Source organism: Nocardia sp. PLKS1-43 (genome assembly GCF_059510335.1).
In genome coordinates, this window is sequence record NZ_JCAJZQ010000002.1 from 405,078 (window position 1) to 426,217 (window position 21,140).

General features: G+C 68.4%; 18 protein-coding genes. 10 read left to right on the top strand and 8 right to left on the bottom strand.

The window, feature by feature from the left end; translation table 11 throughout:
* Positions 1-401: 401 nt before the first annotated feature.
* The gene (gene recC, locus AC5WS7_RS09745) at positions 402-3,785 is read right to left on the bottom strand and encodes an exodeoxyribonuclease V subunit gamma (protein WP_495954088.1); all 3,384 of its coding nucleotides are present in this window, start codon (positions 3,783-3,785) and stop codon (positions 402-404) included.
* Positions 3,786-4,362: 577 nt separating this feature from the next.
* Here recC and AC5WS7_RS09750 point away from each other — a divergent pair.
* Together AC5WS7_RS09750 and AC5WS7_RS09755 are read left to right on the top strand one after the other, a co-directional pair.
* On the top strand, positions 4,363-4,515 hold the full coding sequence (locus AC5WS7_RS09750) for a hypothetical protein (RefSeq protein ID WP_245717908.1): 153 nt from the start codon (positions 4,363-4,365) through the stop codon (positions 4,513-4,515).
* 181 nt (positions 4,516-4,696) lie between these two features.
* Positions 4,697-5,539 carry a serine hydrolase gene (locus AC5WS7_RS09755; protein ID WP_495954089.1) on the top strand — a complete coding sequence of 281 codons (843 nt, stop codon included), beginning with the start codon at positions 4,697-4,699 and terminating at the stop codon, positions 5,537-5,539.
* Positions 5,540-5,542: 3 nt separating this feature from the next.
* On the opposite strand, the gene AC5WS7_RS09760 is transcribed toward AC5WS7_RS09755, so the two are convergent.
* Positions 5,543-7,000, bottom strand: coding sequence for a cytochrome P450 (locus AC5WS7_RS09760; RefSeq protein ID WP_495954090.1), 1,458 nt, complete (start codon positions 6,998-7,000; stop codon positions 5,543-5,545).
* A gap of 53 nt (positions 7,001-7,053) precedes the next feature.
* Between AC5WS7_RS09760 and AC5WS7_RS09765 the strand changes: the two genes are divergently transcribed.
* The 4 genes from AC5WS7_RS09765 to AC5WS7_RS09780 all read left to right on the top strand — a co-directional run bounded on the left by AC5WS7_RS09765 (position 7,054) and on the right by AC5WS7_RS09780 (position 11,590).
* Positions 7,054-7,791 (top strand): TetR/AcrR family transcriptional regulator, encoded by a 738-nt coding sequence (locus AC5WS7_RS09765; RefSeq protein WP_495954091.1) that lies wholly within the window; start codon positions 7,054-7,056, stop codon positions 7,789-7,791.
* A 104-nt stretch (positions 7,792-7,895) separates the two neighbouring features.
* Entirely contained in the window at positions 7,896-9,320 is a 1,425-nt protein-coding gene (locus AC5WS7_RS09770) for an NAD(P)/FAD-dependent oxidoreductase (protein ID WP_495954092.1), read from the top strand.
* Positions 9,321-9,422: 102 nt separating this feature from the next.
* Positions 9,423-10,187, top strand: coding sequence for a hypothetical protein (locus tag AC5WS7_RS09775; RefSeq protein WP_495954093.1), 765 nt, complete (start codon positions 9,423-9,425; stop codon positions 10,185-10,187).
* A gap of 203 nt (positions 10,188-10,390) precedes the next feature.
* Positions 10,391-11,590 carry an aldose epimerase family protein gene (locus AC5WS7_RS09780; protein ID WP_495954094.1) on the top strand — a complete coding sequence of 400 codons (1,200 nt, stop codon included), beginning with the start codon at positions 10,391-10,393 and terminating at the stop codon, positions 11,588-11,590.
* A 57-nt stretch (positions 11,591-11,647) separates the two neighbouring features.
* Here the strand turns inward: AC5WS7_RS09780 and AC5WS7_RS09785 are convergent, their stop codons facing one another.
* The 4 genes from AC5WS7_RS09785 to AC5WS7_RS09800 all read right to left on the bottom strand — a co-directional run bounded on the left by AC5WS7_RS09785 (position 11,648) and on the right by AC5WS7_RS09800 (position 15,726).
* On the bottom strand, positions 11,648-12,427 hold the full coding sequence (locus AC5WS7_RS09785) for an ATP-binding cassette domain-containing protein (protein ID WP_495954095.1): 780 nt from the start codon (positions 12,425-12,427) through the stop codon (positions 11,648-11,650).
* Positions 12,424-13,401, bottom strand: a complete 978-nt coding sequence (locus tag AC5WS7_RS09790; protein ID WP_495954096.1) for an ABC transporter permease — start codon at positions 13,399-13,401, stop codon at positions 12,424-12,426. Before AC5WS7_RS09790 ends, AC5WS7_RS09785 begins: the two co-directional genes overlap by 4 nt.
* Entirely contained in the window at positions 13,398-14,510 is a 1,113-nt protein-coding gene (locus AC5WS7_RS09795) for a substrate-binding domain-containing protein (protein WP_495954097.1), read from the bottom strand. The genes AC5WS7_RS09790 and AC5WS7_RS09795 overlap by 4 nt, the downstream gene beginning before the upstream one ends.
* A 61-nt stretch (positions 14,511-14,571) precedes the next feature.
* The gene (locus AC5WS7_RS09800; protein ID WP_495954098.1) at positions 14,572-15,726 is read right to left on the bottom strand and encodes a mandelate racemase/muconate lactonizing enzyme family protein; all 1,155 of its coding nucleotides are present in this window, start codon (positions 15,724-15,726) and stop codon (positions 14,572-14,574) included.
* A 76-nt stretch (positions 15,727-15,802) separates the two neighbouring features.
* Between AC5WS7_RS09800 and AC5WS7_RS09805 the strand changes: the two genes are divergently transcribed.
* The 4 genes from AC5WS7_RS09805 (at position 15,803) to AC5WS7_RS09820 (ending at position 19,515) form a co-directional block, all read left to right on the top strand.
* Positions 15,803-16,528, top strand: coding sequence for a FadR/GntR family transcriptional regulator (locus AC5WS7_RS09805; RefSeq protein ID WP_495954099.1), 726 nt, complete (start codon positions 15,803-15,805; stop codon positions 16,526-16,528).
* Complete coding sequence (locus AC5WS7_RS09810) at positions 16,528-17,472, top strand: U32 family peptidase (RefSeq protein WP_495954100.1); 945 nt, start codon at positions 16,528-16,530, stop codon at positions 17,470-17,472. Before AC5WS7_RS09805 ends, AC5WS7_RS09810 begins: the two co-directional genes overlap by 1 nt.
* A gap of 184 nt (positions 17,473-17,656) precedes the next feature.
* Positions 17,657-18,655: a zinc-dependent alcohol dehydrogenase gene (locus AC5WS7_RS09815; RefSeq protein ID WP_495954101.1), complete on the top strand. Its 999-nt coding sequence runs from the start codon at positions 17,657-17,659 to the stop codon at positions 18,653-18,655.
* Positions 18,652-19,515, top strand: coding sequence for an SMP-30/gluconolactonase/LRE family protein (locus tag AC5WS7_RS09820; protein WP_495954102.1), 864 nt, complete (start codon positions 18,652-18,654; stop codon positions 19,513-19,515). The genes AC5WS7_RS09815 and AC5WS7_RS09820 overlap by 4 nt, the downstream gene beginning before the upstream one ends.
* 226 nt (positions 19,516-19,741) lie before the next feature.
* On the opposite strand, the gene AC5WS7_RS09825 is transcribed toward AC5WS7_RS09820, so the two are convergent.
* Entirely contained in the window at positions 19,742-20,428 is a 687-nt protein-coding gene (locus tag AC5WS7_RS09825; protein WP_495954103.1) for an urease accessory protein UreD, read from the bottom strand.
* Positions 20,418-21,131 carry an urease accessory protein UreG gene (gene ureG / locus AC5WS7_RS09830; RefSeq protein ID WP_495954104.1) on the bottom strand — a complete coding sequence of 238 codons (714 nt, stop codon included), beginning with the start codon at positions 21,129-21,131 and terminating at the stop codon, positions 20,418-20,420. Before ureG ends, AC5WS7_RS09825 begins: the two co-directional genes overlap by 11 nt.
* Between the last annotated feature and the right edge of the window lie 9 nt (positions 21,132-21,140).

Consider the following 21,140-nt stretch of genomic DNA (forward strand, 5'->3'; position numbering starts at 1 on the left):
GCGGTTGGTACGCGCGGGGTTACCCTCGGCGTGCGCCGACGATTCGATTACATCGTCGAGTGCCGGTTCGACTGCGCCCGTACGTTGCCCGCGTTCGCCCCTCCCGACCTCGGCAGCGGCACCGCGGTTGGTACGCGCGGGGTTACCCTCGGCGTACTCCGACGATTCGGTCACATGGTCATGTGCCGGTTCGACTGCGCCCGTAGGTTGCTCGCGTTCGCCGCTCGCGGCCTTGGCAGCGGACCCGGGGTAGGTACCTGCGGGGACGACGGATTCGTCCGCCTCGGGCAGGTCGAACAGGTCCGCGGTGACCGGCGTGGCCGGGCGGTGGGACGACGGGGATTTCGGGGTACGGCGGCGGGGACGGTGGGCCGGGGCCTCGACGGGGAAAAGTTCCTCACTCATGGCTGTCCCTGGGTTTCGGCGGCGAGCAACGGGTTCCACAGCCAGCGGGCGAGGGATCCGAACCGGGTCGGTTCGCCCGCTGGGTCCGGTTCGGCCAGTGGGGTTTCCAGTAGTTCGAGGCGGGGCGCCGGGCCCCAGATGTAGCGCAGATAGCGGTCGGTGTGCTCACCGTAGGGCTTGGGGCCGTGCGGGCCGCCGAGGAATTCCTGATCGGCCGCCGCGCGGGCCTCCTCGACACTCGCGCCCTGGCAACGACGCTCGGCATAGACCGCCGACGCGGCGGTGGCGATCGGCAGCGGTTCGTTCAGGCCCAGATCGCGCAACGCCACGAGGTCACGCAAAATCTCCTGCGCCACAGCGCCATTGGGTGCGGTCAGCTCCGAACGCCAAGCTGGACGCCCGAAGCGGCCGCGCCCGATGCTCAGCGCCCGCCAGCTCTGATGCCGTTCGGTCGCCGCCAAGGCCAGGACGCGCACCCACGCCGCGACCCGATGTTTCGGGGCCAGACGCGAGAACGTGGTGCGGACCACCGCATCGTCGTGCACGTCCGCGACCGTACCGCGCAGCAATCTGCCCTCGCCCAGGTCGACCGCGATATCGATACTGCGCGAGGGCAATTCGTGGATCGGCCGGGCCACCCGGACCAACCGGTCCACGGTGCTCTCCACCTCGTCGAGCACCGCCGAACCGAGTCCGAACGGCGGCAGCGTCCCGCGCCGCCATTCGGCCGCGCGCAACGTCTCGGGCTCGGCGCCGTGCAGTCGCGCGGTCAGCATGCGCTCGCCCATATTCCACTTCGTCAGGCCGTCCAGTTCGATCGGCAGCCGCTCGTCGATCTCCTCTTCCTCCTCGGGCACCCGAATTCCCAGGCGCTGCCACAGAAATGCCCGGACCGGATGCTCGACGAAGGAGATCAGCTCCGCGAGTTCGACATCCGAGCGCGCGGCGGCGGGCAGCGGAGCGGGCAGGAAGCCGCCCGGCGCGCGCACCGCACCGGCCGCGGCGCCCGCACCGGCCAGCGCGATCGCGTCGAAGCTGAACGGCCGCACCGGATCGAAGTTGCGGCTGTCGAAGGCCTGCAGGGGATGTCGTAGCACCACCGAGCCGAGATCACCGCCCCGCCGCGCGGCCAGCACGTCGAGCAGTTCGGCCAGCGGGATCGCGGGCGGGCGATGCGCGCCGGTGACCGGATCGGCCCCGGTGTGCAGCACGACCAGCCGCTCCCCCGCGGCCATGATCGCATCCAGCAGCAACTGCCGATCCTCGCTGCGCGGATCGCGTTCTCCCACATGCGGTTCGCGCGCCAGCACGTCGTCACCGTCGACGCCGCCCGCCCGCGGGAACACCTCGTCGTCCAAGCCCAGCAGGACCACCACGCGATGCGGCACCGAACGCATCGGGGCCATCGTGCAGACGGTCAGCTCACCGGTGCGGAAATTGGTGCGCACCGAGCGGGTGGCGAGCCGCGAATGCAGCAGCGCCGCGATATCGGGCAGCCGCAACGCGATATCGCCGCCGTGTTCGAGGGCCGCGGCCACATCGCGGCGCGCCTGCACGGCCTGCCAGGTGTTCGCGTACGACACCTCGGTCAGCAGATCCAGTGCCCGCCCGAGCACCTGGGCCCACTCGTGCGCCGGACGCACTCCCCCGGCCGGGTCGTCCGGCGTCGGCCCGCGCAGATCCCGCACGCAGACCGCGAGACGGTCGGTGAATTCGGCGAACCGCCCGGCCAGATCCACATCACCGGAGTCGACATCCTCGAGCGGCAGCGCGAGATCGAGCCAGTCCTCGGAGGATTCGCCCGCCGCGACGCCGAGCAGGATCCGGTCCACCGCGGCGTTGAGCGTGTTCTGCGCGAAGTCGCCGAGCCCGAACGCCTGTCGCTGCCGCTGTCCGATTCCCCATCGCGCACCGGTTTCCGCCGCCCACTCCCGCAGCCGCTCGATATCGTCGTCGTCGAATCCGCAGCGCATCCGAACCGGTTCGGCCGCGGCCAGATCGAGCACCTGGGTCACGGTCACCCGGCCGTCGGCCAGATCGAACAGCGCCAGCAGCACCGCCAGCACCGGGTTGGCGATCCCCGACGCGCGGTCGGCCAGCCGCACACGCAGATCGTGCCCGGGATTGCTTGCCGCCGTGGCGTTCTCACCGGCCCGCGGATCGTGGTGCGGAGGCCCGAACGCCGCTCGCACCAGCGGCGCGAAACTCTCCACGTCCGGGCACATCACGATCACATCGCGCGGCTCGAGCGTCGGATCCTCGGTGAACAGGCCCAGCAGTACGTCCCGCAGCACTTCAACCTGCCGGGCGGGCCCGTGACACGAGTGCACCCGCACGGTCTCGTCATCGGGCATCGAATCCCGCCGCGGCGGCCAGGTATCGGTTCGGATATCCGCCTGCAAGCTGGAAAGCACTGTGCGCGAGCGGCTTTCGCCTTCGCCCGGATGATGGACATCGATCGCCGGACCCATCGCGAGCACCCGCGACTGAAGCTCGCGCGCGTCGCGTCCGAGTGCGGCCAAGAGCGGATGCGCGACGGCCAGCGCACCGGAATCGGCCGACCTGCGCACCGGCTCGGCCGCCGCGCCGAGTCCGTTCAGCGTGTCCCACATCGCCGGGCTCGGATGCGCCAACCACACGTGCACGTCGCGATGTTCGGCCAGCGCGGCGAGCGCGTCCACCTGGTCGGCGCTCAGCCGCGCCGGGGCGAACAGCGAAATCCGTTGCGGCAGTTGGACGATGCCCGGCTCGGCGCGCAACCGCGCACACGCCTCCGGCAGCCGCTCCGCGGGACTCGGCGTGCCGATCCGCTCGCGCAGCCGCCGCCACAGCTGCGGCTGCCACCGCAGATCCGCCGGTAGTTGCGCACCGAATCCGTCGGTGTCCGCGCCCGCGGCCCAGTCGGTGATCACACTCGGACGCTGGGTGGCGTAGCCGTCGAACAGCGCCGCGACACCCGCGGCCGTGGCGAACCGGCGACCCGCCCGGTACGACCGACCGGACGGATCATCCGCACCCAGATGCCGCGCCGGAACCGCACACCACGCCTGACCGACCGACGCGTCGAGCACCCGCAGCAGCGACCACACCATGCGCTCGGACGCCCACGGGTCCGCATCGGCGGGGATACCGCTCGCCGCGCCGAGGGCATCGGCGGTCAGCGCGGCCACGGACGTGAATCGCACGTTCGCACACACACCGTCACCGCCACCCGCGCCGAGCACACCGGCGAGCCGCTGCGTCAGCCAGCGCTCCACACCTTTCGCCCCGACCGTGACCACCTCGGCCGCGAACGGGTCCGCCAGCGGCCGGGCCAGCAGCGACGCGAGCTCACCGGCGAGCGTGTCCGCACGTTCGGCCCGGTGGATGTGCAGCGCCATGGACCGCCTCTCCGTCTCTTCCGCGCGGCCCGCGACACCGCGACCCGGTGAACTGTGTCTCGGCCCGGCACCTGCCGATCGACCACGCGACATTACCGCCCGCGATCGCGCCGCCCCCGAGGCCCCGCGCCCGAGACGGTTCGCACCGCCCCCAGCGAACCGCAGGTGAGCGTCGAGACCAGGAATCCGGTCCCGACAATCGTGCACCCCGACAGGCCCGACCCGACCTCGACACACCGTGACCATCCGGACACGCCGACGACCACACCGGCCCCGAATTCGGCCCCGAGATAACTCCCGACCCGTGGCTACCCTACAGCGAATGGTGTTGAACACCACATTGTCCGCAATTCTCGATATATACCAAATTCGTAGCAACACAAGCGGATCCACGCTCGACGGCGAATCCGCGCATCGACCGGGACTCCACACCGCGTGTCACCCCGGTGGACCGGGCGCGATGTGCCACAGTGCTCTGCGGGGAGGCAACGGGAGAAGCGGTTTCGAAAGGCTGGTTCGGTAAATGTCTGCGTCGGTGATTCCCCTCGTACCCAGATCAGGGTTCACGGTTCGCCGCATGGGTGACCGCTGGGAACTGGTCAATTCACGCCACTACGGCCGAACGATCGTGCTGAACTCCTGGCCTCGCGACCGGCACACCGAGGCCTTTTCACACTGCTACCGGCTCAACGGCCGCAGTGTCGAGGAACTGCTCGCCGCCTTCCGCTGAGGCGCACAGCAGGCCCGTTTCGAGCCGGGCCTCGGCCGAAACGCACTGCGCGACAACGGCCACGGTGGCCTAGCACAATGTGCGGCAGAGCTCAAGACGTGCATCGGACGCAGTTGTCTGTCTAAGGTGTTCCACCGTGCGTCATCCTCGCTCCGCCTCGCGCGCTACTCGCCCCTCACGCATGGCCGTCGGTGCCTGCGTTCTCGCCGCCGGCCTGATGGCCACCGCACCGGCCGTACACCCGGCCCCCGCGGCGGCGTTCCCGATTCGCGTCCAAGGCTGTGTCAACGGCTTCGACTGCGATATGAGCCAGCGCATCGCGCAGGTCAACTCCTATCTGTCCGGGCGGCCCGGCGTCACGGGTTACGTTGTGCGCGACCGGAAAACCGGCGCGGTGTACAGCAACGGCAATGCCAATACGCCGATCTGGACCGCCTCCACGATCAAACTCGCCATCGCCGAGGACCTGATCAACCGGCAGCGCGTCGGCGCGATCGCCATCACCCCGCAGGATCGCGCCCTGCTCGAGTCGATGCTGGCGACCTCCAACGACAACGCCGCCGACATCCTCTGGACCAAATTCGCCGGACCCGACCACCGGGCCTTCAACAACGCCTTCCGCGCCAACGGCATGACCGGCCTCGCCCCGCAGCCCACCCCCGCCGGAAAGGTGTTCCCGGACTGGGGTTTCCAGAAGTGCACCGCCGCGGACCTGGACCGGCTGATGTCCAACGTCCTGGATCACATGAATCCGGCCGACCGCAACTACCTGGTCGACCGCATGCGCAAGGTCGACACGAACCAGCACTGGGGCGTCTGGGGCGCGGGCGCGGCGATGAATCCGGGCCTGAAGAACGGCTGGTCCCAGGAGAGCAGCGGATGGGTGGTCAACTCGGTCGGTTTCGCCGGCCCCGGCGAGCGCTACACCCTGGCCGTCATGAACGACCTCGGCAACAAGGGCGGTTACGACGAGGGCGAGCAGACCACCACCCAGGTCGCCAAGATCCTGCTCAGCGGCAGATAAGGCTCAGCGCCTGCGCAAGTGCATCGGGGCGCCGTCGCGCGGGAACGGGATGGTGTTGAATCCCCAAGGCATCAGGTAGCTTTCGGGGATCAGCCACTCGTATTCGCGGACCATGGCGGCGATGACGACCTTGACCTCCAGCATGCCGAAGTGCATGCCGATGCACTTGTGCGCACCCGCGCCGAAGGGCATCCAGGCCAGCCGGTGGGATTTGTCCTCGCGGCGGTGCTCGGCGAACCGTTCCGGATCGAAAACCGCTGGGTTGGACCAGAATTCGGGTAGCAGGTGGTTGATGCCGTACGCCACGTCGATATGCGTGCCGGCCGGAATGTAGTGACCCGCGATCTCGGTGTCGCGCACCGAGCGACGCACCAGCCCCGGCACCGGCGGCACCAGGCGCAGGCTCTCCTTGATGACCAGCTCCAGGTCGTGCAACTCGTCCAGATCGGCGATGGTCGGCGGGGCTCCGTTGGTCCGTTCGTGCAAGGCCAGCACCTCGGCCCGCACCCGCTGCTGCCACTCCTGGTGGTGGCCCAGGTAGTAGGCGACCGCGGTGGCCGTCGTGGTCGTGGTGTCGTGTGCGGCCATGATCAGGAAGATCATGTGGTTGACCACGTCGGCATCGCTGAACTGCGCGCCGTCCTCGGTGCGGGCATGGCACAGCGCGGAGAAGAAGTCCGGTGTGTCCGAACGCCTCTTCTCCGGCAGCATGCGCTGGAAGTACTCCTCGAGCACCTTGCGACCACGCACCGCGGCTCGCCACGCGGTGCCCGGCAGCGGCTGCCGCACGACCGACAGCGCCGCGTGGGTGCAATCCATGAACGCCGAGCCCAGGCGGCGGCGTTCGGGGCCCGGATCGGCGTCCATGAAGACCTCGCTGGCAGTCTCCAGCGCCAGATCCTTCACCGTCGGATACAGCTCCACCCGCGCACCGTCGGCACCCGCGGGCACCCATCGCGCGATGGCGTTGTCGACGGCCGGCGCCAGGTGCGCCAGATAGGAAACCAGCCGGTCGCGCGTGAATGCCTGCTGCATGATCCGGCGGTGGTACATGTGCTCGTCGAACTCGAGCAACAGCAGTCCGCGATGGAAGAACGGACCGATGAAGTAGTCCCACCCCTGCCCGAAGTCGTTGCGGCGCTTGCCGATCACCTCGTCCACTGCCTCGGGCCCGGCGACCAGCACCCGTTCGATGCCCAGCGCCTTGTTGTAGCTGACCGGACCGTAGCGGTTGTACCGGTCCATGATCTCCGCGGTGCCCCAGCGCAGATATTGCAACGCCCGGCCCAGATACGGCAGACCCACATCGCCGCGCACGGTCAGCTGCCCACTCCCCGCGGGTGGGGCGGCGAGCGACAGCTCGCGGGACGGGAGCAGACGTAGGATCCGGTCGATCGGATGCCGGTCCGGAATCTGCAGAAGTCCGAGATTTTCCCGTTCCGCACTGTCGACACTGACCATCAGCGAGCCTTTCAATAAAAGTACACCTTGTACATTACCGGTACGATGGCAGTGTGACAAGGGATACACCGAGCGAATCGCGCCGTCCGCGCGGGCGTCCGCGCGGCCCGTCGCGCGATCCCGCCGTCCGCCGCGCGGAGATCCTGAACGCCGCCGAGCGCGTTGTTGCCGAGTCCGGCACCCCGATCACCTTCGCCCAGGTCGCCGCCGAGGCCGGATACGCCCGCACCGCGGTCTACGCGGTCTTCCCGGATATGCCCGCCCTGGTCGACGCGCTCGCCGAACGACATATGGACGGTCTGCTCGCCGCAGCCGACACGATTCTGGCCCAGCCCCTGCCGGTCCGCGAGCTGTTGCGCGCGATCGTCGCGCTGGTCTGCGATTTCGTCGACGCGGACCCCAATCTGCACCACCTGCTCATGCAACGCCTGCAATCGGACGAATCCGGTGCATCCGGCGCGGGCGCCACCGGCCATCACCGCCCGCTGTTCGCCCGGCTGTCCGAATGGGCCACCGAGGTCTTCGAATCCATCCTTAGCACCGTCGGCGCGGATCCGGCGCTGGCCCGGGTCTGGGCCAGCGCGACCATCGGCGCGATCCTCATGTCGGCCGAGGACTGGGGCCGCGATCCGGTCCGCGACCGTGCCGAATTCGTCGACCGGCTGACCGCGTTCCTGTGGCCTTCGGTGGAGAGTATCGGCGGTGACCGATTCGCCGGGCCGATCGATCTGCCCGAGGAGCACGGTCCCGGCCCCTTCTCCGACCAGGCGATACACCGTCCGGAGGCGTGAACCGGGCGCGCCGGTTCCGCACGCTCGCCGTGACTGTCCGTTGGTCGCCGACTACGGTATGGCGTGTCGGTACAGCCAACGCGATCGTGCGAGGAGCGGGAGACATGAGCAACCAGACCGGCGGTAAGCAGCGCCATCGGGTGGTGGTGATCGGTTCCGGCTTCGGCGGTCTGTTCGCCTGCAGACATCTGAAGAAGGCCGACGTCGACATCGTCCTGATCTCCAAGACCTCCACACACCTGTTCCAGCCACTGCTGTATCAGGTCGCCACCGGCATCCTGTCCACCGGCGAGATCGCCCCCGCGACCCGCATCGTGCTGCGCAAGCAGCAGAACGTGCGGGTGATCATGGGCGATGTACACGATATCGACCTGGTCAACCGGACCGTCACCTCCGAACTGCTGAACCGGGACACCGTCACCCCCTTCGACAGCCTGATCGTGGCCACCGGTGCACAGCAGTCGTACTTCGGCAACGACCATTTCGCCACCTACGCCCCGGGCATGAAGACCATCGATGACGCCCTCGAACTGCGCGCCCGGATTCTCGGCTCGTTCGAGGAGGCGGAGCTGTCCACGACGCAGGAGCAGCGGGACCGATTCCTGACCTTCGTCGTGGTCGGCGCGGGCCCGACCGGCGTCGAGCTGGCCGGGCAGATCGCCGAACTCGCCGATCGCACCCTGGTGGGCACCTTCCGACACATCGATCCCCGTGACGCCCGCGTCATCCTGGTGGAGGGTGCGGACGCCGTGCTCAAGCCGATGGGGCCCAAACTCGGCCCGAAGGCGCAGCAGCGACTGGAGAAGATGGGCGTCGAGGTGCAGCTCAACGCCATGGTCACCGATGTCGACGCCCGCGGCGTGACGATCAAGGACCACGACGGCGAACGTCGCATCGAGGCCGCCTGCAAGGTCTGGTCGGCCGGTGTGCAGGCCAGCAGTCTGGGCAAACTGCTCGCCGAACGCTCCGATGGGACGCAGACCGACCGGGCCGGGCGCGTCATCGTCGAACCCGATCTGACAATCAAGGGACATCCGAATGTCTTCGTGGTCGGCGATCTGATGTCGGTGCCGGGTGTGCCCGGCCAAGCCCAGGGCGCCATTCAGGGCGCGACCTACGCGGCCAAGCAGATCTCCGCCGAGGTGGCGGGCAAGCAGAAAGCCGCGGATCGGGCGCCGTTCAAGTATTTCGACAAGGGCAGTATGGCCACCATTTCGCGATTCGACGCGGTGTGCCAGATCGGAAAGCTGGAGTTCAGCGGTTTCATCGCCTGGCTGATGTGGCTGGTGCTGCACCTGTACTACCTGATCGGGTATCGCAGCCGGTTGGTCACGGTCTTCCAGTGGTTCGTCGCGTTCCTGGGCCGTAACCGCGGGCAGATGGCCGCCACCGAACAGTGGGTGTTCGCGCGGCTGGCGCTCGAGGCGCTCAACGGTAACGAGAGCGACGAGAAAGAGGTGCGCGCCGAAACCGGGATCGGCGCCGGCGCGCACGCGGCGGAAACGGCGGCGGACCCCAAGGCGGGCTGAGCACCGCGACTTTCCACGCATAACCGGATCCGACCAATCCAGCGGCCGGATGGATCCGAATGCCGGGCGTCGATACTGTCCCCGTACTGAAGAAAGGTCGCAATGGCCGGAGGCAAACACAGAGCGCCCAATCCGCACCGCAACCGCGTCGGCAGTGTCGTTGCGGCGAGCGCGGTTCCGCTGGTGCTGACCGTCGTCGGAAGTGGTGCGGCCTCCGCCGCTCCCGCGCATTCGAATACGGCAGAGCACGGGGCGATACCCACGCGGTCGCCCGCGAGCAGTATCCCGAACGCACAGCCGTACGTCGCCAACGATGTGCTCAGCTCGCTGCCGTCCGCTCGGCCGCTGCCCGGCCAGGGGTATCTGGCTCCGGTCGGCGCGCTGCACGCGCCGACGGCGGTCGCCCCGGTGGCGCCGATCGCACCGCCGCCCGGCAAGCTTCGGCTCGGTGACGTCCAGTTGGACGCGCCGACCTGGATCGATCGCGGCCAGGAGGTCGCGGTGAACGACGGTGCCGCCAGGGCCGAGGCGGGCGTTGCCACCTTCCTGGACTCGGTCGGCATGGAGCGGACCCGGTCGGACCGGATCGCCTCGGCGACCGTCGGCACTGCCGCCATCGGCGCGGTCGCGGGGGCAACGGCCGCCGTGCCGCTGGCTGTCAGCTCCGGTGTCGTCGGCGCTGCGACGGGTTTGGTGGCCGGAGTCCCGTTCCTGCCCGTCGGCGGCCTGATCGCCGGGCCGGTGCTGGGTGCGGCGATCAGCGCGGGCGCCGTCACGGTCTCCGCCGCCGCGCTGGGCGCCGCGGCCGGGGCGGCGGTCGGGGCAGCCCAGGGATTCACCGCACCTCCGCACGCCGTCGCGGGCTGAATTTCTCGCGTATCGACACGGGCGGGAAGCGACCAACTGGTCCGCTTCCCGCCCGGCGTCGTTTCCGGATGCCCTGCGAGCAGGTCTGATTCATCTATTCATCGAATGATTCGACATCTTGCCCGAAATCGGTGATCCGGACCCGCCGACGCGCGGATAATCGCTGTGCACAGGGGGATTCGATGAGGATGCAAGGAGCTCCCATGCGCGGCAGGACATTACTTCGATTGGTGGCGATCGCCGGGGTTGCGAGTCTGGCGGCCTGTAGCAGCACCACGACGAAGAACACCGCCAACGAAGGCAGTACGACGACGATCGCGGCCACGACGGCGCCCACGATCAGCAGCGAACCGTTCGGCCAGGTCGGCGGCACACCGGTGAGCCGCTACACCCTGACCAGCGGGCACGGCATGCGGGTGCGCATACTCACGTACGGCGGCATCGTGCAGTCGATCGAGGCGCCCGACAAATCCGGCCGTGCCGACAACGTCGTTCTCGGATTCCCCACGCTGGACGGGTATCTGGCCAACAACGGCTCGGGCAAACCTTACTTCGGCGCACTCGTCGGCCGGTACGCGAACCGAATCGCCAAGGGCGCCTTCACCTTGAACGGCACCGAGTATCACGTCCCGGTGAACAACAACGGCAACAGCCTGCACGGCGGCACCGACGGTTTCGATCAGAAAGTGTGGCAGGCCACGCCGCAGAACGGCAACGGAACGGTCGGGCTGAAGCTGCAATATGTCAGTCCCGCAGGCGAAATGGGATATCCGGGTACGCTGACCACGACGGTCACCTACACCCTGGATCAACGGAACCAGCTCCGGATCGACTACGGCGCGACCACCGACGCACCGACGGTGATCAACCTGACCAATCACAGCTACTTCAATCTGGCCGGTGAATCCACGCTCGGCGGCTACGACCAGAAGCTCACCATCAACGCCGACACCTATACTCCCACCGACGCCACGCAGATCCCGACCGGGCAATTCGTGCCGGTCAAGGGCACGCCGATGGATTTCACCACCCCCACCGCGATCGGCGCGCACATCACCGCGAACGACCCGCAGCTGCTCCTCGCCCAGGGCTACGACCACAACTGGGTGATCAACCGCGGCAACGACACCGGACTGGTGCAGGCCGCCAAGGCCGAGGACCCACAGTCGGGGCGGACGCTCACCGTCTCCACCACCGAACCCGGCGTCCAGTTCTACACGGCCAACTTCCTGACCGGAACCTTCACCGGCACCAGCGGACATGTCTACCGCCAGGGCGCTGGATTCACCCTGGAAACCCAGCACTACCCCGACTCCCCCAACCACCCCGAATTCCCGACCACCACTCTGAACCCCGGCCAAACCTTCAGTTCCACAACGGTATTCGCCTTCGGAACGGAATAGGAATCGGTGCGGGCCGCTGCGAAACAGCGGCCCGCACCCCCTCATTCGGTACCGGGATCAGTCACCGGAGGCCGGTGGCAGGCGGTATTCCGCATGTACCAGGGACAGCAGTTCTTCGACGGAGGTGTCCTTCGACGGACGGTCGAAGGTGATCTCGCCGTGCTGCAACAGGTTGACTCGGTCGCAGACGTCCACGACCTGGCTGTAGTTGTGCGCGATGAGGATGATGGCCAGATCGCCCTGTTGTTTGAGCCGGTCGAGCAGGCGCAGGATCTGGCCGCCCTCCTTGGCTCCCATCGCCGCGAGCGGCTCGTCGAGCAGCAGCAGCTTGGCCTCGGAGTGCACCGAACGCGCCACCGCGATGGCCTGCCGCTGCCCGCCGGACAGCGCACCCACCTCCGCGGTGACCGACGGGATGTTGATCCCGATGCGGTCCAACGACTCTCGCGCCCGGCGCTTCATCTCCGCCCGCCGCAGGAACGGCAGCGGGCGGTGCACGAGTTCCTTGTTCAGGTGCAGGTTCAGATACACCGGCAGATCCGGGATCAGCGCCAGATCCTGGAACACCGTCTCGATTCCGAGTGATCGTGCGTGCACCACCGAACGCAGCCGAGTCTCGTTGCCCTGGAACAGCAGCCGGCCGCTGTCGGGCTGATGGAATCCGGTGAGGATCTTGATCAGCGTCGACTTGCCCGCGCCGTTGTCGCCGATGAGGCCGAGAATCTCCCCGCGGGCCACCCGCAGATTGATATCCGTCAGTGCCTGCACCGGCCCGAACCGCTTGCTGATGTGTTCGGCACGGATAACATCGTCCGGATTTTCGGTTGTCTGTGTCATGTGCGGCTCATTCGCTTGCGTAGGTGTCCGAGATACACGTTCAGCAGCATCGCGATGACGATCGCGACGCCGAGCACGACGTCGAAGGTGTTCGCGCTGACTCCGGCCAGGGAGAATCCGTCGAAGACGATGCCGAGCAACAATGCGCCCAGCAGCGCGCCCACCACGGTGCCGCGCCCGCCCAGCAGTGCGGTGCCGCCGATCACCGCGGAGGCGACCGCGAGGAACATGGTGTTCGGGCCGCCGTTGGTCGGATCGAACGATCCCAGCCGCAGCCCGTCGATGATGCCGCCCAGTCCCGCCAGCGTGCTGACGATCGCGAAGTTCACCACCTTGACCAGATTCACCCGGATGCCCGCCTCGGCCGCACCCACCGGATTTCCGCCGGTGGCCTGGGTGCTGATGCCGAATCGAGTGGCGGACAACAGGGTCTGCATCACCGCCACGATCCCCAGCACCCACAGCAACTCGGACCAGTGCGCCTTGCCGAACGCCGAGACCACCCAGCCGGAGGCCGGTGCGGCGACCGGTGCGCCGTTCGACATGAGCAGTGAGATACCTTCCAGCAGAAAGGAACTGCCGAGGGTGACGATGAACGACGCGATGCCGAACCGGGTCGAGATGAACCCGTTGGCCGCGCCGATCGCCGCGCACACGACCAGTGCCAGGATCAGCGCCAGAATCAGCGGAGTTCCGCCGTTGAAGAACGACATCAGCACGAACGGCGACAGGGTGAACATGAACCCGGCGGACAGATCGATCTCACCGCAGATCAGCAACATCACCTCGCCCGCGCCGACGATGGCCCACGGCGCGAGGTAGTGGATGATGGTGATGTAGTTGTCCGAGAGGTTGAAACCGGTTGTGGTGATGCTGAAATAGATCGCCACCGCGATGGTGGCGATCAGAATGCTCAGTTCCTTCTGCCGCACCAGTGCCTGTACGACGGTGCGGCCGAAGGACCGTTCTGTCACAGCGTCACCGTCGACGGCTGCGGCAGCGGGATCGAGGCGGGCATGGCGCCCAGGTTGTGGCCCTGCTGCCCCTCGTAGGCGCTGCCCGAGTTGTACGCCGCGACATTCTCTTTCGTCACGAAGGTCAGGCCGGTATCGGTTTCCGGCGGTGCGAGCAGTGTGCCCGAGAGCCGGTACAGGTACAGATACAGCACCGACAGGAAGCCCTGCATGTAGGCGGACTGGTCGATGGTGAATTCCAGTGCGCCCGAGGAAACTCCCTTGATCGTGTCCGCAAGCGTGTCGAACCCGCCCGCATGCACCTTGCCCGCGATGTTCTTGCTCGAGATCAGCTGCGCGATCGAGGCGGTACTGCCCGCGTCCACCGCGTACAGGCCCACCGCGTCGGGCTGGCCCGCATAGGCAGCTGTCATCGCGTTGAGCTCACCCGCCTGTGCCGCACCGGTATTGATCGATTTCACGACCACACCGGGCGCGGCCTTCGCCAGTGCCGCGGTCAGCCCGTCCAGGCGCGGCTGCAGATTGTTCGCGCCCGGCTGGGCGATGCCGACCAGGATGGTGCCGGAGGTGACGCTCTGCGCGATCCGCTGCCCCATCAGCATGCCGGACTTGTACAGATCCTGGCCGATATAGGCCAGCGGATAGTTTCCCGGCGCGGTGGCGTTGTAGGCGACGACCGGAATCCCCTTGGCCAGAGCCTGTTTCGTGGGCTCGACGAAGGCGTTGTTGTCGGTCAGCGGGATGGCGATGCCCGCCGCGCCGGAGTTGATCGCGTTCTCGAAGGCGCTGACCATCTCCGAGACGGTCCCGTTTTCCGAGCCGGTCCATTGCGGGGTGGGAAGATTGAGCAGTTTGGCGGCGTCCGCCAGGGCCGTACGGGTCGGGATGAAGAACGAGTTCGTCGTGACATGGTTGACGAACACGAACTTCCACGCCGGGGTCGACGGAAAGTTGCCCACCCCACCGGATCCGGATCGGGTCGCACTGGCGCAGGCCGACAGCAGCGTGCCCAGCGCCGCCGCGCCGCCCGCGCCCCCGAGTAGTTTCAACGCGCCGCGCCGGCTCGCGGTCCGAGAGATCTCTACGGCATCGGAAAGATGTTCTGACATTGCGGGTTCCTCATCTACCACTTATTTCGGGTCGCCCGGCCCGCGGCCGGAACGTGTGTGATCAGCCCTCGGCGGCCTGGCGGCGTTCCCAGCCCGAGCTGAACAGGTTGAAGTTCACCGGCTTTCGCGGATGCCGCGCCAGCGCCTGGTAATCCAGCGAGACACCCAAGCCCGGGCCCTGCGGCAGCGGGAAGTAGCCGTCGACCACCTCGGGCAGCCCGGGGGCGCAGTCCTTGACGAAGACGTCGGCGAAATCGTTGAAATGTTCCTGCACTTTGAAGTTCACCGTCGTCGCGGCCAGGTGCAGGTTGGCGGCGGTGGAGATGGGTCCGCCGACGTTGTGCGGCGCCATCAGCAGGTAGTGCGATTCCGCGGTTGCGGCGAGCTTCTTGGCCTCCCACAGCCCGCCGGAGTGGGTGATATCGGTCTGCAGGATGTCCGCGGCCTGCAGCGCGAACAGTTCGCGGTAGTCGTATCGGGTGTGCATGCGCTCACCGGTCGCGATCGGAATCGAGGTGTGCGCGGCCACTTTCGCCAGGGCGGCCAGATTCTCCGGCGGCACCGGTTCCTCGAGCCAGGCCGGATCGTACGGTTCGAGCAGTCCGGCCAGGCGGATCGCGGTGGCCGGGTTGAAGCGGCCGTGCATCTCGATCATGATCTCGACCTCGGGCCCCACCGCCTCACGCACCGCGGCCACGAGCTCGAGCGAGCGGCTGGTCTCGACGTGGTCCAGCTCGAACATCCCGGCCCCGAACGGGTCCAGCTTCATCGCCCGATATCCCCGCGCGACGACGCCTCGCGCGGCCTCGGCGAACTGCTCCGGAGTCCGCTCGACCTGGTACCAGCCGTTGGCGTAGGCCTTGATCCGGTCACGCACCGCACCGCCGAGCAGCCGGTACACCGGCACGCCCAGGGCCTTGCCCTGGATATCCCAGCAGGCGATCTCGACCGCGGCGAGCGCCGACATCGCGATCTCCCCGGCCCGCGCGTAGTCCAGCCGCATCATCCGGTGGACCAGCGACTCCACCTCGAACGGATCGCTGCCGCGGATGTGGTTGTCGGTCGCCTCGGCCAGAAAGCCCAGCAGGGCGTCGGTGTGATTGAGCATGCGGACCTCGCCGAGGCCGGTCACGCCATCGTCCGTGTGAACCTCGACGATGGTGAGATTTCGCCACGCCGTGCCGAGAACGTGCGTGCTGAGCTTGGTGATCTTCATCGGATTTCCTGTCGTGCAGTCGGTTCGAAGATACAACGCTTTGACTTTTACCATCCAATCATTCGATGATTTAGTCATGAACACTTTCTCCGCCGGCCCGCTGGGCAGGCATCGCACGATGCACGGCCGGGTGGTGGACTGGCTGGGCGAGCGGGTGGTCTCGGGTGTCTACGCCGAGAATTCCCAGCTGCCCAACGAATCCGATCTCGCCACCCAGCTGGGCGTCAGCCGCGGCGGGGTACGTGAGGCGGTGAAGGCGTTGGCCGCCAAGGGTTTGGTCGATCCGCGGCCGCGGATCGGCACTCGGGTGCTGCCGCGCTCGTCCTGGAATCTGATGGACCGCCAGGTGATCGGCTGGCACAACACCGATCCGGCGTTCGTGCGTGATCTGCTCGAACTGCGCCTGATCGTCGAGCCGGGCGCAGCCCGCCTGGCCGCCGAGCGGGTGGATGGTGCACAGATCCAGGCGATGAGCGCCGCCTACGACGCGATGGCCGAACACGCCGCGCGATTGCCGCAGGCAAGCGAGGAGTTCGTCGCCGCCGACCTCGCCTTCCATCTGACCCTGTTGCGGGCCAGCGGAAATCAGCTCGTCGAACAGCTGGGCCGGCTACTGGAGTCCGGGTTGCAGCACGGCCTCGAGGCGACCAGTGAACTGCCCGGCGGGGTCGAGCAGACCCTGCCGATGCATCGCGCGGTGCTCGACGCGGTCCGGCGGGGTCGTCCCGACGCCGCCGCACGCGCCTGCCGAAAACTCATCGAAACGACGGCCGATGCGATGGCGGCCCGAACGGAGTCCTGATGTCCGGACAGGTACGAGATTTCCTGCGGGCCAACGGTATGTCCGATACGGACGGGCCCGCGGCGGCGGCGAGCGCGAAACGTTTTCCCGACGGTGCGCAGTACCGGGTGGAAATCCCGAGCGTGGAGGGTCCCGCTGTACTGGCCGCGGTGCTGGCGGAGGCACGCGCCCGGGGCGTCAGGGTGCACCGACTGTCGCAGGGCAGCGGCGTGCTGCTGCTCACCGATGACGAGCTGTCGGCCATGGCCGCGCAGGGTGCGGCGGAACCGGTGGAGGTGAGCCTGTTCGCCCGGCCGCTGGCCGGATGGGGTACGGGCGCGGCGGCATCGGCCTCGGGCGCCGGCGCGGTGGGGGCACAGGCGCGCGGGAACGAGCAGCTCACGCACTGTCTGCTGGATATCGAGCGGGCCGCGCGGTTCGGCCTGCGCAGCGTGCTCATAACCGATATCGGGGTGCTCTCCGCGGCCGCGCGGATGCGGGAGCAGGGGTATCTCCCACCGGATATGCAGTTCAAGATCAGCGTGCAGATGGGCCTGGCCAATCCGGCCGCGATCCGGATCGCGGAGGATCTGGGCGCGGACACCTACAACGTCCCGACCGATCTGAGCCCGGCCCAGCTCGCCGAGATCCGGCGCGTGGTCGACATCCCGCTGGACATCTACGTGGAGGCTCCCGACGATCAGGGCGGCTTCGTGCGGCACTACGAGATCGCCGAGATCGTCCGGGTAGCCGCGCCGGTGTACCTGAAATTCGGCCTGCGCAACGCACCGAACATCTACCCCAGCGGGACGCATCTGGAAGCGACGGCGGTGGCGCTGGGCCGCGAGCGGGTCCGCCGGGCACGCATCGGATTGGATCTGCTGGCCAGGTTCGCCCCCGATGCGGTCACCTCCGAACTCGGTGCGCAGGGGCTGGCCGTTCCCGTGGGTCAGGACGTCGAATGACCACGCCCACAGTACAGTTCGCCCCGGGCGCGGCCCGCTGCCCTGCGGGGGATTCGCGGTCGCGGAAGGTGTCGCGCACAATATTCGACACTCCCGCTGCGGTTCGAGTGCGGCGAGGGTCGGTCACCCCGGTAACGCCGGACTGCCGGCCGAGCGCGCAGTCCCTGCCGACGGGAGCGCGCTGATGTCACCACGAGCGGTCCGGGTCGATGCGCCGGGGCAGGTGCGGGTGGTGCCGATGGCGCCGCGGGCACCGGGGCCCGGTGAGGCGCTGGTGCGGGTTGCCTGGACGGGCATCTGCGGATCCGACCTCGAGCTGGTGCAGGGGACGCGGCCCGCGCCTTTCGTGCGGTATCCCATCGTTCCCGGGCACGAATGGTCCGGGACGGTGGCCGAGGCCGGCGCCGGTGTCGATCCGGAGTTGATCGGTAAACCCGTTGTCGGAGAAGGCTTTCGGTCCTGCCTGCGCTGTGATGCGTGCCGGCGTGGCGATACCAACCTGTGTGCGAGCGGATACTCGGAGACCGGTTTCACCCATCCCGGAGCCTGGGCGGACCACCTGACATTGCCCGCGCGGCTACTGCACACGCTGCCCCCCGACGCCGATCTGCGCGCAGCCGCCGCACTCGAACCGGCCGCCTGTGCCGCCGCGGCCGGTCTGCGCGCGAACGTGCGGACCGGCGAGCGGGTCGCGGTGGTCGGCGCGGGGACGCTCGGACTGCTCATCACCCAACTCGTGGCTGCGGTCCGGCCGGGCGAGCTGACCGTCATCGATCGGCGGGCCGAGTGCGAGTCGCTGGCCAGGCGTTGCGGGGCAACGCATTTCAGCACCGAAGCAGACGGTTCCCGGCGGTACGACGTGGCGCTGGAAGCCGCGGGCGGAATCGGGACCGCTCGTCTGGCCACCTCGCTGGTGCGTCGCGGTGGACGCGTGGTGCTCACCGGAATCCCCGCCGCGGCACCCGATCCGATCTCTCCCTCCGATCTGGTGCTCGACCAGATCACTGTGCATACCGTCTTCGGCGCACCGGGACGCGCCTGGACCCATGCGGTGCGCGCGTTCGCCGCGGGCGCCTTGGATCCCGCGCCGCTGGTGTCGCACGAATTCCCGCTGGAAGAGGTCGATTCCGCCCTGCGGGTGCTGCGTGCGGGCGGTGCGGTGAAAGTGTTGCTGCGGCCGTGATTTCCGTCGAACAGCTCACCGCGCCTGTCGCCGAGCACGGCGAAGGGCCGGTCTGGTGCGACCGCTGGCCCGGTCTGCGCTGGGTCGACATGCTCGCCGGCGACGTTCTCGAACTCGATTCCGGCACAGCCGAACTCCGCCGCTTTCGGGTCGGCACGGTTGCCGCGGCATTGCGCCCGTGCGCCGGGAAGGGTGTGGTCCTGGCCCTGGAACGAGGATTCGCCCTCGCCGACGACGACCTCGGGCGGGTCACTGCGCTGCCCGAACTGTGGTCCGATCCGGGCATCCGGATGAACGACGGCGGCTGTGATCCCCAGGGCCGCTTCCACTGTGGTTCGATGGCGTACGCCGAGACCCCCGGCGCGGGCGCGCTGTACCGGCTGAACCTGGACTCGAGCGTGGACGTCGAACTCACCGGCGTCACCATCTCCAACGGCCTGGCCTGGAGCCCCGACGGCGCCACCGCCTACTACGCCGACACACCCACGCACCGCGTGGACGCCTTCGACTACAGCCCGGAATCCGGCCTGTCGCACCGCAGACCCGCGATCCGCATCCCCGATGAATACGGCTCACCCGACGGCCTCACCGTCGACGCCGAAGGCACCGTCTGGGTAGCCCTGTGGGGCGGCGGCGCGGTCCACCGCTACTCCCCCGACGGCCACCTGCTGGACATCGTGCGCCTGCCCGTATCCCAGGTCACCGCATGCACTTTCGGCGGCCCGACGCTCACGGACCTGTACATCACCACGTCGCGCCAGGGCATCGATCCCAGCACCCAACCGGCCGCCGGAGCCCTGTTCCGCGCCTCCCCGGGCGTCGCGGGGCAACCGGCCCTGCCCTATCGCGGAGCGACCTGATCTTCGCCGGCGGGACACCCGGGTCCGCTCGATGACCGGGACCTTCGTTTCCGCCCGCAGGGCTCCCCGGGTGCGAGCGGGTGAGATCTCCGCGCCGATGAACTGCCCGCAGTGCTCGGCCGGGATCACCTGTCCGTCACCGGAATTGGGAGAGCGCGGGGCGATGCGGCGCTCGGTCGCGAGTTCGCCGCGCTCAGCCGAGGTGCGGCTCGGCGAGCAGAACGACTCAGGCCCGGGTGGCAGCGAACTCGTCCGCGCAGGACTCCGCGGACAGCCGCGGACCCGTCCACGTGTGCAGTGAGCCGCCCGCCGCGAGCGGAAGCCATGCCGCTGCCAAACCCTGCGTGCGCGACGGGCTTTCGTCCGGATAACGGAGCACGCTGGTGATCGCGCGAGGGGCGGTGAGCGCGTCGTCCGTGGCAGCGTTCTCGCCGAGTTCGAGACGGTGGCGCAGAAGCGGGGTGCGGTCCAGATCGGCGATCAGGTCACCGCGCCAGTGACCGGACGACTCTCCGGTGCGGCCGATCTGGACGCGTTCGCGCAGGCGCAGGCGGGCGTCGGCGGCCAGGGCGACGGTGTTGACGGTTTCGTGGACCGCCCCGCCCGCGATAACGGTGGGTTCGGGGTCGAACTCGAGTTCGCCGCTCCCGCCGACCTCGAACGACCAGTGCGCGCGCGATACCGGCGTCGCGCGGCCCGGGAGCGCGATGGTCGCGGCCACCGAGCGCACCCGCAGCCGGGCGCCCGGTTCGACCACGATCGAGATGTCGAGTTCGTCGCCGCCCAAAGGTGTTGCGGCCGTACCGATCAGATGGACGACGTCCGGGCCGGTGAGCCGCGCCGCAAGTCCGCCGGTGGCGTGAATCCGCGGCAGCGCACCGGGACTCGCGACGATCCGCAGTTCAGTGCGCAATACCGGCACCCGCGGCGGCATCGCGCTCCGCGATCGTGCGCAGTTGTTCGCGCACCCAGGCCAGGACGGGTGTGGCGGCCGGATCCTGGGTCAGCGAGGTGAACACGAACGGCCGGCCCTCCCGCACGGCGGCCGAATCACGTTCCATCACAGCCAGATCCGCGCCGACCAGCGGAGCCAGATCGGTCTTGTTGATGACCAGCAGATCCGAATAGGTCACTCCGGGCCCGCCTTTGCGCGGCACCTTGTCACCACCGGCGACGTCCACGACGAAGATCTGCGCATCGATCAGACCGGAGGAGAAGGTGGCGGTCAGGTTGTCCCCGCCGGATTCGACCAGGATCAGATCCAGCGGCGGGTTGGATTCGATCAGATCGTCGATCGCGTCGAGGTTGGCGGTGATGTCGTCGCGGATCGCGGTGTGCGGGCAGCCGCCGGTCTGCACGGCGGTGATCCGCTCGTCCGGCAGGACGGCGTGGCGGCGCAGGAAATCGGCGTCCTCGGTGGTGTAGATGTCGTTGGTCAGCACCGCCAGCGACAACTCTTCGCGCAGTTGCCGGCACACCGCCGCGGTGAGCGCGGTTTTTCCGGACCCGACCGGACCACCGATGCCGATCCGCACCGGCTCACCGGCCGAACGCACACGCTTGGGCCGGTCGTGCGCGTGATCGTGCGGTTCGCCGTCGATCAGATGTGGGGGCATGGGTTGATT

What these genes read in the sequence shown, in the direction of transcription:
- AC5WS7_RS09770 (WP_495954092.1), top strand. Translation starts at nt 7,896, where the DNA reads ATGAGCAACCAGACCGGCGGTAAGCAGCGCCATCGGGTGGTGGTGATC.
- AC5WS7_RS09780 (WP_495954094.1), top strand. Translation starts at nt 10,391, where the DNA reads ATGCGCGGCAGGACATTACTTCGATTGGTGGCGATCGCCGGGGTTGCG.
- AC5WS7_RS09815 (WP_495954101.1), top strand. Translation starts at nt 17,657, where the DNA reads ATGTCACCACGAGCGGTCCGGGTCGATGCGCCGGGGCAGGTGCGGGTG.
- ureG (WP_495954104.1), bottom strand. Translation starts at nt 21,131, where the DNA reads ATGCCCCCACATCTGATCGACGGCGAACCGCACGATCACGCGCACGAC.
- recC (WP_495954088.1), bottom strand. Translation starts at nt 3,785, where the DNA reads ATGGCGCTGCACATCCACCGGGCCGAACGTGCGGACACGCTCGCCGGT.
- AC5WS7_RS09785 (WP_495954095.1), bottom strand. Translation starts at nt 12,427, where the DNA reads ATGACACAGACAACCGAAAATCCGGACGATGTTATCCGTGCCGAACAC.
- AC5WS7_RS09800 (WP_495954098.1), bottom strand. Translation starts at nt 15,726, where the DNA reads ATGAAGATCACCAAGCTCAGCACGCACGTTCTCGGCACGGCGTGGCGA.
- AC5WS7_RS09760 (WP_495954090.1), bottom strand. Translation starts at nt 7,000, where the DNA reads ATGGTCAGTGTCGACAGTGCGGAACGGGAAAATCTCGGACTTCTGCAG.
- AC5WS7_RS09755 (WP_495954089.1), top strand. Translation starts at nt 4,697, where the DNA reads ATGGCCGTCGGTGCCTGCGTTCTCGCCGCCGGCCTGATGGCCACCGCA.
- AC5WS7_RS09805 (WP_495954099.1), top strand. Translation starts at nt 15,803, where the DNA reads ATGAACACTTTCTCCGCCGGCCCGCTGGGCAGGCATCGCACGATGCAC.
- AC5WS7_RS09795 (WP_495954097.1), bottom strand. Translation starts at nt 14,510, where the DNA reads ATGTCAGAACATCTTTCCGATGCCGTAGAGATCTCTCGGACCGCGAGC.
- AC5WS7_RS09750 (WP_245717908.1), top strand. Translation starts at nt 4,363, where the DNA reads ATGGGTGACCGCTGGGAACTGGTCAATTCACGCCACTACGGCCGAACG.
- AC5WS7_RS09775 (WP_495954093.1), top strand. Translation starts at nt 9,423, where the DNA reads ATGGCCGGAGGCAAACACAGAGCGCCCAATCCGCACCGCAACCGCGTC.
- AC5WS7_RS09810 (WP_495954100.1), top strand. Translation starts at nt 16,528, where the DNA reads ATGTCCGGACAGGTACGAGATTTCCTGCGGGCCAACGGTATGTCCGAT.